The sequence below is a fragment of the Phormidium sp. FACHB-592 genome (genome assembly GCF_014695795.1).
In the GTDB taxonomy this organism is placed as follows: domain Bacteria; phylum Cyanobacteriota; class Cyanobacteriia; order Leptolyngbyales; family Leptolyngbyaceae; genus Stenomitos.
The window spans coordinates 116,293-131,254 of sequence record NZ_JACJOZ010000086.1; the positions used below are offsets into that span (position 1 = coordinate 116,293).

Annotated in this window: 3 protein-coding genes; all 3 read right to left on the bottom strand. The window is 44.9% G+C overall.

Translation table 11 applies throughout. The features are described 5' to 3' along the window. Positions 1–36: 36 nt before the first annotated feature. Complete coding sequence (locus tag H6F86_RS24500) at positions 37–2,754, bottom strand: DEAD/DEAH box helicase (protein ID WP_190452188.1); 2,718 nt, start codon at positions 2,752–2,754, stop codon at positions 37–39. A gap of 1 nt (position 2,755) precedes the next feature. Then, positions 2,756–10,546, bottom strand: a complete 7,791-nt coding sequence (locus H6F86_RS24505; RefSeq protein ID WP_190452190.1) for a hypothetical protein — start codon at positions 10,544–10,546, stop codon at positions 2,756–2,758. 205 nt (positions 10,547–10,751) lie between these two features. Further along, the gene (locus H6F86_RS24510; protein ID WP_190452192.1) at positions 10,752–14,954 is read right to left on the bottom strand and encodes a type IIL restriction-modification enzyme MmeI; all 4,203 of its coding nucleotides are present in this window, start codon (positions 14,952–14,954) and stop codon (positions 10,752–10,754) included. Positions 14,955–14,962: the final 8 nt, after the last annotated feature.

Here is a 14,962-nt window from a genome sequence, read left to right on the forward strand (position 1 = left end):
GGAAAATCGTACAAGCCAATCATATCCAAGTTAGTCTTACAAGACTGAGATGCACCCCTTCGATTCCAGCAGATCCTTCGTAAGCAAACTTTCAGGATACAAAAGTACTAAAGGCTTGATATCTAGCACTCGGAATGGCAAGTCTAGATCAGCGGTATTACTAGCAACCAATTGTTCAGCTTCAAGTAACCAGTTTTGCAATATTGTTATTGGAATTGTCTCGCTGTCACCAGGTTCAGTTCGTCTCAAAACTGGTTTTATTAACGAATTCAAGTGACTTATAATCTCATAATCATGACGTAGTATTGGACTATCCGCAAACTCCACTCCAACAATAACCGCACGGATTGAGCCACTACTTTCAGTTACCCGATCAGTAATGCTCAGCAAGATAAGTGGGTTAGGTAGAAGCTCAGATGGCAGTAATGCTGCTGACTCTTCTAGTGCACGTGCCTGCTCAAGCGCTCGACCTAATAGTGGATGCCCTATCCCTAAAATGCGCTGTTCAGCATCATTACCTTTGAAATTACGATCAAATACTAAACCACTATAATTGGGCTTAATTCCAATCCCAGTCCAAGCTTCAGGTGTACGAAAAGCCAAACCATCCTCTGTAAGTTTGGATTGACGGTGGTTATACATCAACATTCCTGTGAAGAAAGGACGTAATGCAGGTAAATCAACCTCTAACAGTTGCCCGGCTAATTCTCGGTAATCAAAGCTTGCACAATGCCCAACCAGTTCACGCACAGTTTTCAGAGCATCCTGCCCTCCGAAACGGCTGGTTTTGGTGTCGAACCAAGAATTCAAAGTATCTTTAGGAACTGTTGCAGCTTCGGAGAATAATTCTGCCCAAACAGAAGGTGCTGTCATTCCTAATACTATTGGAAAAAGATCCTCGCTCTCCTCCATAACGCCACTGAGAGCAAGCTGAATACGTTGCATCTTTTCTTCGAGGCGTTCCCAAATAACTGCCTCGATAGTATCAGGATTGCGAAGCGTCACCACCTCAACTTTATGAATCTGGCCATAGCGATACAGACGACCAACTCGCTGATGGAGCCGCATTGGGTTCCAAGGAAGATCAACATGAATCAGTGTATGACAGTTCTGCTGTAGGTCTACCCCTTCACCAGCAGCTTCTGTAGATACTAGAAATCGAGCTTCACCTGTATTGAATAGCTTAATAGCCCTTTCTCTCTGACAGCGTAGGATTTCACCATTGACATTACGAACTTCCTGATCACCATTAATAAACGTAACAGCAGTTTCACCATAATTCTGAATTAGGGCGTTGATTAGTAAGGATTGAGTGGCCTTATATTCTGTGAAAAAAAGTACTGGTCGTCCAGCAAAACGTCCCTTTAGCAACTCCAGGATACGATGAATACGAGTTTCAGAAGTAATGGTAGCGGAGAGGTCAACCAGTTTTACAAGGTACTCCTCCTCATTTTCCATCAAAGATAAAGAGACTGAAAGTTCAACAATACGTTCATCCAAAGCTGCAACATCATCATCAGAATGATCGCTTGTATCCATCTGATTGAGGAGTGTCTTTAGTTGCTGTCGTAAGACCTTGAGTTGATCTAACTCTTTCTGTTGCGACTTTAAACTTTGAAGCCGCTTTTTTAATGCTGCCCGTACTGCTGCAACTGAGCTTGATGCTAGCTTTTGCAATGCTGAAAGCACTAAATTTACAGCACGCCCTTCAAACCCATCCAATGATGATGCATAGGTATAACCAGCCAAAATAAATTGGGTTAAGGTGTCATAAAATTCAGTTTCCTGAAGTGAGTAATGATACGTTGCAGCCTGAGTTTCCACACCATTAAATAGCAAAGATCCATGTAAATCCGTAACATTCTGTTTGTTGTTACGAATCATGACTTCTCGCAATGCTGGCAAATATATTTCCAGCGGTTGTTTCGGATCTTCAAAAAGATCAGATCGTAGTAGTTTTAATAAGGACAAAAAACTGTAGTCTTTGCCTCGGTGGGGTGTACCTGTAAAAAAGATTAACGACTTAAGCTTTTCAAACTCGCTTAACTTCTGCACTAGACGAAAGCTAAGGGTCGTGCCACTGGCTTCATCAGCGTTAAGATGATGGGCTTCATCAACAATAACTAAATCCCAAGCGGGTGAAGCCAGAAGTCGCTCGTGCCGTCCACGTCGGTCATCACGGAGAGTTTGTAAGGAAGCTACTACCTGATTATGAGTCTCCCAGAAACCACTGTGAGGTGTATCAGCTTCAGTTGTATAAGGAGTGAAGCGTAAATCAAACATCTCGCGCAAGCGTATTACCCACTGCTCAACTAATGAAGCGGGAGTAAGTATTAGAACCCGTCGTACAATTTTCCGAGAAATAAGAGGCCAAAGAATCAACCCCGCCTCAATAGTCTTTCCTAAACCGACATCATCCGCAATCAACCAACGAAATGGCCAACGCTCTAAAACCTTGCGACATACCCAAAGCTGGTGGGGAAGTAACTTGACTCGTGAACGGGAGAAAACGCTCCAGCGATCGTTGAGAGAGTCAATAGTTGCGGCCAAACCACGCAAAATTACCGGAAGGGAAGCTTGCCAGTTTCCTGCTTCAATAACTTGTGGGAGAGTTAATGAACTGTTGATCGATGTGAACTCACATTCCTCAATGCCATGCTCAAATCGAACGATAACCGTTGCACCTCGGTCTAGGATGACTTCACCAGAACCGAATGTAGCATGATTTACAAAATCACCTGTTTCAAATGCCATATCAACCCATATACGATCGTGGAATTACTACTCCATTTGCAAGCGTAACAAAATCGCCTGCTGTACCTTGAGAGTTACTATGTTTTACCCAGTTGAATACATCCTCCTCCGATTCCGAAGGTTCTTGCGGCACAGGGATCCTGCCTAATAACTTCTCTTGAATATTCTTTGGTTCATCCTGAAGCATTAGAAAAGGCAAATCGTAGTCACCAAAGTAGGTGGCATCCTCTTTACCCAGGTGTTCAACTAAAAAATTGTGGATACTCATCGAGTTCTCTACAGCTGTCCTTCTGCTGTCACCCCTGACATCGCTACAACCAATTGCAAACAGCATTGCTCGTACCCGTCGAGATGGTACATAGGCATAAGGGCGCATTCCTGGATTCGACAATATTCCACCGCGTACTAACTCGCGAACTATAAACGTAGAACCAATTCCTAAAATACTACCTACTGGTGGTGCTCCTTGCCCTATACCAGTGCCTTGTAGTGCTGGATTTTGTTGAGGATTTAGAACTAAATCGATTGGCTTCCGAAGTTGAGTTTGACTGATGCCTAGATATGCATTCAGATCATTAGTTGCTAACAAGCTGTCGCGATATGCATCCAACCATTTAGAGAACGCATAAAAAGCAGGATAATAACGTACCCATTGGTAGTACTGAAGGCGATCGCCCACGCGTGGAGATGTAAAATACCTATCAAGTAAATTGATCCATTTGGCCTCGTTTACTTCACCAGCAACCATAACATCTAGCCATCCCCAATCCTCACAGTGTTGTAGAAAGGTACGATGCTGTTCATGATTAGTGCGCCCCATTGTATGCAAAGCTCCTAGCATGAATAAAATTAGCCAACGGTTTCTGGAGAAGTTGGAATCGTTGTAATTGTTCTGCCTCAACTTGAGGTCAATGCGCGGATAAAGATTCTTTTCGTACTTTGGGATTAGACGATTGTGTTCTTCTGACCACCATTTCAAAATATTTGATAAAACATCTTTTATACTTGGAGAAGGCGGTGATACTGTCCGTTTATGCTTATCAGAATCACTGTCTTTATCGATGTCTATGGCTTCAAAATCTATATCGTTTTCACTAGATGAGACTAGTAATCCCAAGCTATATAGCAGTGCATCAAATAAAACAGAGTGGACTCCGTATTCCTGCTCTGAAGTTTTTCGCTTTAATGGGAGATATGCTAGCCAGCTATTTCTAAGTTTGTCTTTAAGCCAGTCAATTAGTTTGTCACGGTGTTTACTGTTAACTAGGTATTGAACGCAAAACTTATGGGCATCAACAGAAGCCTCTAATACCCACTTTCCACGTATTTCAACAGAAATAGAGACTAGTGAGAGATCATCAGTCCGACATACATAAAACAAGTCCAAAGATCCGCATTCATAATCTTCAGCTAGTAGGGCAGAGGCAGGAGCAAATAGAGAAAGCTGGGATTCTTCTGATCCTGTAGGCGAAGATTCGACAACTAGGAGATTTTGTGCAGTAGCCCTATTTTTATCCCGGCTTTGAAACTGTACAGTTCTCAAAAACTCCTGGATAGAACGTGCCTCCGAGGGGGGCAGTTTGTTTAAAGAGACCTGGTTGATTGATTGCTCGACAATCAGTGAAACTTCTGGGGAAACTATACGGGCAAGCTGCCATTGTAGAACTGTCAGTAAATCTAAATATTCAACCGATTTTCCTTGCCCTGTAAGCTTCTTCAGAACCTCAGCAACTTTATACGATACAATCTGTCCGGGAAGAATTTTAAGCTGTCCTTCCACTAGGGCTGGCCAGCTTAAAACTTGTGTCAATATAGCCTCATTGGAATTAAGGACACCATCTACAGCCCAGCGAATATTTTCTAGTTGAGTCAGACAGTTAAATTGTCCAGCACCTCTTGGCAACTTCGTTGGTAAAGCATTGCAGTTAGCATAGAAAAGTCGCATTCCCCCCTTTTCTGACCAAAACATTTGATGGAGTAAGTCAATACTTTTATCACTAAAGCTCTGGTTAGCCAACTGGTCACTTAAGATGTCCCAAATGCTTGTCCAAAATGCTAACCGTGTTGTACCTGTAGCAAGATTGAGAGCTTGGCAAAGTTTTACATCATCGAGCTGGTATAGATTAGTGAGAGCCTGACCAAACTCACGCCCCATTTCCTTCGCAAGCTCTTCGTTAAATTGTTTGCCTCCACCACTCAAATCTAACTGCGATCGCCCAACATCTAAACGGAAAGGGCCGTTAATAGCGAAACCAACTTTTAAGTGCATTCTTGTAGGGGCTGTAACCCAGAAAGTTGGATAACTGGGGGATAAAGGTATAGCTCCAGATGAATTAATTGGAATGAGACAACGTCTTTCAGGTTTACCAAGTAACAGTGCTTGTAGAGATGAACTGGATTTGGACTCCATCTTGCCTAGATAGATATTAGGAGACCCATTGAGGGATTGTTCACTCCAGTTCCAGTTATGCTTGCTATCCTTAATCCGTATTTTGAACTCTCGAAGCCAGCGAGAGAAAGCCCCAAGTAAAGGTGCGCACTCAGCAAATCGTTCAACTACCGACCGTGCTTCCAATTCATTGACAGTAAGTTTAACAATCGTTCCCTCTTTGTTCTCTCCTAATTGATTAGCTGTTTCTTGAAACTCATTGTCTGATAACTCTTTGGGATAAATGCCACCAATAACATCGAACCCAATACGATCGCTCACAATCCGAGGCTTGCTTGTAAGCAAAAACACACTCTTAAAACCCAGCCCAAATTTGCCTGTTACTCCCTCTGCCTTATCAGAAAAATTCAGTAACAGTATTTTTAGTAAATCATCGCGATAACCACGATCGCTGAAGTCCTGTCCATTGAACTGATACTGACCAATAGATCGCCCCCAGTGTGCGATGCACAATGAGTTATTTTTTAGACTAACTGAAAACTGTTTTGAGACTTGAGGGTGCCCCATCTTTTGTAACTCCCAGCAAGCATCATCGGCATTCTGAAATAGTTCAAAGAGGATTGAGTACTTATCATAATTAGCATTCTCAATCTTCTGCTTCACGCTCGTCAAAAACACCCTTTGAGTTTCGTTGTCGTTGATGAGATCATCACGAATTTGCTTCTTTAGTTCTTGTAAAGCTGCATCAATCTTCTGGATATCAATGGCATATTTACGTTTTCGATCCGGATACTTCTCTTGTAGATCCAATAAATTATTTCGTTGTCTCTGTAATTCAAAGTGCTTATGAATAAGCTGCTTGATAGTACTGTTTTGCTCTAACCTTAGCTGACTGCGAAGACTGGCGATTGCATCATTCAAAAGGGTGTTTTGAGTTTCACGAATATCAGGAGGAGCTTCAGCTTCTAGCTCTCTCCAGAAATGATCGAGATTAACTGCATTATATCCATAGCATTCTTCCAAGACAATTTTGAAGCTCTGCTTAACTAGCTTCAGCAAAGAGATATTTTCTAAAGAAGTAGGCTGACGCAATGAAAACTGGATGTGCGGAATCGAGTCTACGTATATTCTCTGAATATTACCAACAATTAAGCTCTCTGCGTCACCTTCGTCAAGCAGGTGAGCCTGCAATGCTTCTCCAGTTAGGCTTATGACTTGAATTCGCTCGCCGTGATGCCTGTTAACAAAAAATCTGGTCTTCTCAATTTCGGTTAGCAGAAAATCAATTGCATCATCCTCAAACTCGTCGTTTTCTGGCTCCTCCTCTTCAAATTCTTCATCATCATGTAGATTAAGTTGCTCTAAGAAATAGTCAACCCTCGGGAAATACAGCTTGGAAAGTTCTTTCAACTCACTTTGACCGCCTAAAATCCGAACCAGAATACCAACTGCATTATTCGTGCGGCGCGGCCAATGCTTAAAATACTCGCGTAATAACTCATAGCTGTTCTTTAGAGCCTCACTTGAAAAGTTATCTTCCCCCAATTTTTTTGTTCCACTAGATTCTGATTGGGATTCACTACTTTCTGAATTCGCTCGCTTGATTTGATGACTGATAACGTCAGCGAGGTTAGAGTATAGAATATCACTTGGATCAATATTGGTAGCGCCATGGCATAGTTGATGGGCGCTCTTCCACTCACCCGATTGGCTAAGGAGTTGAATTTGTGAGAATATACCTGTCCACTCAATGCTCTGGCTAGCTATTCCTAAGTACTGTTGATATGTTTGAAGTAAAGCTGAACACAACTCACTGCTATTACGAACGATGCTGTGCTGGTGAGCCAGAGCGTTGAGAGTTTCAATCAATCTAGCAGCATCTAATGGTTGTGCCAGTATCTCAAATAATTGGTTTGCTTCGCTGACACTACGTTCGCTCAATTTTGCTAATAAATGCCTTGCAGGCATGATATGACTTGGAAGTTCCCCGAAGGAGTCCAGCCATTGCTGACGGACATTCTTATTCGTGGTCAGTGTAGTCGCTAAAGTGCCAATACTATAGGAATTATTCTCCGATAACAGCAACATTTCTCCCAACATCTTCAAGGCTTTTTCCCAAACTGGAAACAGTCGCTGTAGAGAATTGAATGCCTGATGTTTCTTCAGATCCTGTAAAAGATCTTGAGATGCAACGTACATCTGGTCAGATTCCCGACATAACTGCTGCACATCCTCCTGAATAACCGGGAGATGAATGACGTCTTCAGGAGCACAACATTTTCCTGATTGCATTGGTAACCAATCAACCTGGCGTAGTTCTTCTAGCTTGCTACATTCTGCTGGTGCATAGCTAAGAGCATTCATGATCACAGACCAGTGCTCCTTTGGGTTGTTCTCAGGTTGCAACAGATAGTGCTCAATCAGCGTTGCAGCGTTAATCGGGGGCTTAAGTCTCAATTGACTCTCAGCTACCTCAATACGGCTACTACGGCGCAGCAATGTAATTTCTAATCTCTGAGCTAAAGATGGTTCTAGCTGAAAGTCGTTACTATCTCCTTGCAGATAGGTATGTTTATCGATAACAACTCGTGAAGAGCCATGTATTACGTCTACGGGCTCATGAATTCTTAACTGGCTACTAATTTCGGAAGATAAGTTGTGAATCAACTGTTCACATTCCTCCCAGCTAAAATCATTCCACTTTAGAGAATTAAGGGGTGTACCAGAAGTAGCAATACGATTTAACTCTTGCTCAACACCCTTTGCATCAACATTAGTTATACCAACTACTTGGCACTGTTGAGGAGCTAAAACTTCTAGCAATTTATTATCGATAAATCGCCAGTGTTGGATAGGCTCAATAATATGTTTAAGAACTTTAGACCAAAGTGTATTTACATTAGCTGTTTGATTAGGACTTCCGTACAGTGGATCACGAACATCATCAAAATGATTCGGATCAGCATGTAGCAAATAGCGTAAGGCTCCTCGATTGCTGGGGGCAATAGAGTGTGCGATTTCTTGAACTAATGCTTGACGAGATTCTGGTAAGGCATGTAGTGCTGGCTTTGTTTTGACTAAAGTTATGACATTATTGGCATTACACTGTGGTAGCTCAATAAAATGGCTAAAACCAAAATAAATAGGGTCTTTTAAGGCACAGGCTACTATTTTAGCAAGCGGTTCGTCTTCTGAAGAGGTAGCATATTTGAATAGCCTGTAACTTTCTTTAGCTTCTTCTAACCAAGAACGAGAATGAAATTCTCGAATTTTTTTGCTATTGCTGATTATTGAAACTTCAAACAAATCCAATTGACCGATTTTCTGCCAATATTCGGATTGACGTGAAGCCATCATAGATATAACTGAGTTTACAAATGACCTAACATCCTGTGAGTTTTTAACTTCACTCATCAGTGTCACTAAAATCCAATAGGCATCGGACTCTAAAAGCACCGTTTGCTTCGCAGGTCTCAGATCATTAGGGATAATCAGGCACGAGGTTTCTAACTGCAACAGTTTTTGCTTTAATCCTTTAGATAAACCATTTGGTATTCGGAGGACTTGCTCTGCCGGAAGTTTATCAATCAGGGTGTGTAGGGTATCGGCAGCTTGAAAGTTGGGTGTTGAGAAAGCACTCTTCAGAAATACTCTTAAAGCGTCAGTAATGGCGGACGTTTCAGGAGTGTTAGATGACCACCGGGGAACAGCATGATCAAGAAAGTCATTCAGAACCTTAACTTGCCTATTGTTTGCACAAATATCTGATGCAGATGAGAACCGCCCTTGCAGAAGTTTGATAATATCAGTGGTTTTCCATGTAGCCGTATTATTGGTTTTGGTTAATCTAGGCCACTCTTTCAAGGTTACAGTTCCACTTTGGCAAACCTGGCTTAGATTTGGAAAAATCTCGGGCAGTAGTTCGACGGTGGACTCCGGAATAGTTAAGGGTTGCTCCTGGTTTGGGATAAAACACCAAGCTAATTGGCTGGAATGACCAAAGTTGATTTTGCAGAGCCAAGAGCCCTCTGCACAAATATGCTGGCAGTAGCTGCTCCAAAGCTTTGATTTAAGTAAAGCATTAGTCAATGCTTTGACAGAGTTAGGCGATCGCTGGCGTGCGAAATCTTCTAAAGTCTGTAGTAGGAGCCGTAGGGTTCCCTGCTCTGCCAGAACTCGATTCCATTCTTGTAAAACAGTGTTTTCTTGGTGGTTTTTAGACCAATTTAAAATGCGACGTCGATCGCTCTGCAAAAAAAAGAACCCATGTAGTGTTAAGACATAGTTTTCGGACTCAGTATTCCTTTCCTCAAGACTTAGTACCTCTGAAGGTTCTCCATCAGGCATTTCTGCTGTTGGTAAAAATACAGCCCATCGAATCGATAATTTGCCGCGTTCTTTTGTAGGTGATGAATGCAGAACAACAGCACAATGAGGCTCTGCTTTCTGTTTTTCAGGTGGACCTATGAGGGGGATATTAGTTGGCCACTTATCTTGTTCTTTAAGAGATTGAAGACTTGCTTCTTTTAGGAGGTCTTGACAACCGAAATAGGTAGAGGCTTCAGAGCCATTGCGTTGAATAGTTCCTCTTAACGAACGATCTTCAGGTCTTTCATGAAGCTGCTTCAAACATTGTTTGGATCCTTCTTGCAGGCTTAACTGCTGTAAGCGTTCGCCGTCAAAGAGTTCAATCCTCTGTAAATGCTTCAATAACGGCATCAACTCTGCTAATTCGTTGGCTAACTTTCCCTGAAACTCCTGAATGAACTGAGTTTGGTCATCACCTTCGCCTGGATATTTCTCAATAATTGGGGCAGTATACCCTCCTCGCTGGCAATGTTCTTTGCGTCGAAGTGGTAACCAGAGGGTAAACCCATTATCTAATTGAAGACGCTGTCGTTCTGCAGCAATGAGTCTTTGATCTTCTTCTATAAACTCTATGTCATCCCAAGTTGAGCGTGGAACATCGCCTTCATCCTTTGTGAACCATAAGTTTAAGATTGAACCTGATTCAATGCCCTCTTCGTATGACTCAGTTAAGTAAAAAAATGCCTCACAAATTAAAAAGACTGTTTTTAGGCCTAAGCCGAACTTACCCACAGCAGAGCTATCGTTCTCTTTCGCACTTAAACCAATACCTCTAATACTTTTAGCATCCCGTTTTGAGAAGGGACCATTATTGACAGCAATAATAGCAGGGTCGCGAAGTAAAGGATGTATTGCTTGGGGCAAGCCCTGTGAATAACCAATTCCCAATCTTGTTGACTTACAGTCATCTGCATTTTGTACAATTTCTTTTAAGATAAACATCAAACTGGTTTTCTGCCGTTCGCTTAAAAGCAAAGTATGTCTAATGTTGTTAATATCGCTTCGAGCAGTGTGTATGGCACCATAATTAGTCATAAGTCTTCACGGCTATTAGCCGATAAGTTGGGTTGGTGGCATTGAACTAGGTGAACAGAGAAACCTATTGATGCTCTTTATAAAGTAATTTATTCGTTTTATTCGTTGTACTCTTGCAACAGTAAATAGCTTGAAAGCAGTACCTCTCCTGATGATGCGGGTCTATACGAGCTATAGATCATCTAGCCATGCTGTATTGGCTCCTTTATAACAAGCTAAGTTGATCATTCCCAAATTCGGTGTTTGACTGTTGCTTTTTGCTGGATTTACCTTTGGTGCTTTTACTCTTACCTTTTTTATCATGCAAACCGTGGGCGACTTCTTCGGCGTAGCGCTGATGGTTTAACTCCAAGAGCCGATCGAGCACTTCCTGTCTTGCCGTTTCGCTGATGGTGAATCGATCGCCCTGCTTCGTCTGATGAAAACCGTGCCCCAAGTCGAGGTCTTGCCAACCGTAAGCAGCCGCCACTGCCTGATCCATCTCAACATGCAACTCTCGCAATGTCTGAATATCATCTGCCATCTCACTGGCGTTATGGAAGCGGTTGTAGGTTTTGGTGAGTCCTTCCTGCCGTTCGCGCATGACTGCCTGACGATGGGTGTAGTAGGTTTCGCCGATCGTGTTAAGGGTTGGGAACTGTGTGCTGAGGTCTGAGGGATCGGGTGTGGGGAAGGGGAAGGTTTCTAAGCAGTCAGAGGGAGTATACAATCCTCTAGTTTCAAGGGTGGTTTGATATACCAGTGTCCAAGTTTGATGAATACTTGCTTGGAGAGTTGCAAAATTGGCAAATTCCTCTAAAGCAATGACTGTAATCCGATCATTAATTACCAAATCTGATTTAGAGAAAGATATATTTAAGAATTTGCTAACACGAGGAATAATTAAGACCTTTTCCATACTCTTTATTGTTGAATAGAGAGCAGGTCTTTTCTCTCCATAGATCCACCATTTCTCAGGCAAAGGTTTTCGTAAAACAAAGTCTCCTTTCTCATTCCTCCGAGTGCGTTCAGGTTTTACTTTTTCCTCTGTAATCTTTAAACAGTCTGGATAGCTGCTTACATAAGGCTCACCCTTTGGATTTTTAGGGTCATCCTGTTCAGGATTTAGTGCCCAATCAAAAAAGTTAATAATCCAACGGCTAGGTGATTGTTCAGGATGTGAGTTCAAATCCTCAGCGTTTAAATAAGGAAAAAGAACATCCTTATTTTTGGGATTCTTTTTTATCAGAGCATATGCCTCTTCCGGTTCTAGAACAAACCCCATACCTGTAGGTTTTGAACCTTCGAAAGATATGCCAGCATTTCTATACAATCGATAAGGTTTGCCAGAAGCTTTACTTGGAACCGTTAAGTAAGGAGTAATAGAAGGTACAACAACCTCTTCTAGCACGGCAGTTGTACTCCAATTCCCTTTGTATATCCAAATATGTGCAACCTCAAGGCTAGCTGTGCCAATCCATTTTCGACTTGGAACAGCCCGGAATATAACTCCTCCTTGAACTGCTAACTGCTCCAAACCAACTTCACGAGTATCACCTTGGGCAATAGTGTTAGTTGCAATTAAACCAAAGGTACTTCCTGCTGATAGCAAAGAATAAGATCTCAAAAAGAAGTATGCACTCAAATCCGAACGACCGCGTTTCCCGTAAGCGATTGATTCTACTAAAAGGTCACGATATTCGGTACCGAGAATACCTGTAATCATAGAACCGCCTAAAAATGGTGGATTCCCCACAATTGCCGAAAATCCCTTCGCTGAATCTTCCTGTAAGAATACTTCAGGGAACTCCAGCAGCCAGTGAAACGGTTTTCGACGTTGTCTCTCTGGGTTGCCCAGATTCATCATGCGTTCCGTCTTTGCCAGAATCGCGGCAATCTCCCGGTTTCGCTTCTCAGCATCGGGTTCATCCAACGCCTCAATCACCACCTCCGCCAACACCTGAATTTCCTCATCCGTCAGGTCAGAGGTTTTGCCTACCTGCGCCAATGCTTCCGCCACCAAAAAATCACCCACATGCCGCACATGGGCGATCGCTGCTTCCGCCTCCCGGTTTAGCTGTTTTTTCTTCTGAATATCGGCAATATCCGACACACTAAAGTTTTCTAGCTCTTGCCGCTTGGCGATCGCTCGTTGCACAAAGGGTTTCCAGCGATCGGACACCGTTCTCAGTTGTACTGCTTCCTTTTCAGGATTCAGTTTCAAAAACTCGATTTGCTCTGGTCTGGTAATCCCCAACAGCGAATCGCCCCACTTCAGCGCATGATCGACAAACGTAAACGGTCGCCCCTTCGCCAGCGTTACCAGCCACAGCGACAACTTCGCCATCTCTACCGCTAACGGGTTTTTATCGACTCCGTAAAGACAGCGATCCGCCACAATGCGTCGTGCCACCGCCAACCGCTCATCAGCATCTTTCGGAATCGGACACTCCTCTGGACGTGCCCCCGACAGCGTACCCTCTGGCGCAATCACCACCTGCCCCGGATGCTCTGCCTCCGCCTGCTGCCACGCCTCTACCAGCTTTCCAGCCAGATAGCGACAGGTCTGCACCAAAAACGCCCCACTGCCCATCGCCATATCGCAGATCTTCAGTTGCAGCAATGCCGCTGCCGATCGCAACCGCCACTCTTCCTTTGGCTTGCCCTCTGCCACACCCTCATACACCAACGGCTCCAGCGTATACTGCACAATCTCCTCGGTCAGATTGCGCGGCGTGTAGTGCGTCCCAGACTGACGGCGATCGACCCCTTCCGTCATATACACAGCCCCTGCCGAAATCACCACCGGGTAGCCCAGCGTATCCTGCCGAATTAACCCAGCGAAGGGAAGGACGCGATCGAACAGTGCTGAGTCATTGTTGCAAGCCGTCCGCAAGCGTTGTTGATCGCGTGGCTCAAGCTCCGCACCCAAGGCTTTCTTCAAGGCGGAGAGCGATCGTCCCGTCTGCTCTTTCAACCACGCCAGCAAAGCTTCTTCACCTTGCGCCTGGAACCGCTCTAACGCTGCCAGTGCCACCTCTGGTTCTTCATAGCGTGTGCCCACCAAGCCCAACACGGTCGAAGTTGCTCGCACTGCCGTATGATCCAGCAAGCCCTCGTAGACATGCCCAATCTGCTCAATATCCAACGCCCGAAATGACAACCGACGCGGCTCCACGCCACCGCCCGGCACCCGAATTTGGAGGATTTGCAACGCCTCTAGCAAGTGCAACACAATCCGGTTATTGATCCGCAGCGGGTCAGCACTCGCTTCCTGCCAATGCGTCCCCTGCCCACGCCCCTCCAGAAACGGAAAGCGATCAGGGTCAAACAAACTGCCACCATAGGCTGGAAGCTGCAACGTATCGTGAAAGATGCCGCCATACACTGCCCGAAAGGTTGCCAACAAGCGACACCAGGCATCCGATCGGCGCTCCAACACCTCTTCCCCATGCAGATCCGCGTGCGATCGCAACTGCTCCCGCAACGTAGACACTGCATAATGCTGGTCATACATCGGGTCGCCCAACAGCAGCAACCCCCGATCCTCTGCACAGAAGAGAAACACCAGTCGCATCATCACTGTCAGAGCTGCCTCATAAATCTGGGACTCAGCAATGTCCTTCAGCAAAGCTCCATTTTGATCCTGGTCGAGACGGGCGATCGCCTGCACCAGCACCTCCACCGCCCGTCGCACCTGATAGCCCAACTGGTCGGTCACTTCCTGCTGATCCGCTACGCTCTGGCTCAGCAAAGCCTCCAGCGTCTGGGAGTCCTCGACCCCAAAGAACCGCCGCGCCACCAACAAACTCCGAAACGCCCGCAGCGTCAGATGCTCCTCTACCCACAGAATGCTGTACCAGGAGATAAACCCCGTTGTCTCTCCCTTCGGCGCATTCACCAACATCCAGTGTTCGCCATTCGTCACTAACCCCAACCGCACATTGCAGGCATGCAGCAACTCCATCATCCGCGTCGCCGGACTCGCCGCCCATCGTGATCCCTTCAAGGGCTTCTCTAAAGCCTGCCCTGATGGCACAAGCTGCACCAGCATCCGGGGCTTCCCCCCATCCGCTGTCCCTGCCGGATTCACCACTACCCAGTCCGGGCGCAAGGTTTCGTTTTGTTCGGCAACAGCCACACTCAACCCCGGTGGCAGTTGCTGCCCACTCCGCAACACGTCCTCCGGCAACTCCAGCGTTTGCTTCAGCACAAACTCCACCCACGCCCTGTGAATCGCTGGCTCCGGCTTCAACCCAAACTGGTTGTCCTGCCATTCTTCGTATGCCGATCGCAACAGCTTCAACTGCTCCGGCTCATGGGCATCCAACCCTGCTGGAAACGCCTTGAGCAGCACAGGCAAGCTCAGAAACGGGCCCGATGCTTCAACCAGCGACAACCATTCAGCGTGATGACGGGCAATAGACATAAGTAAAG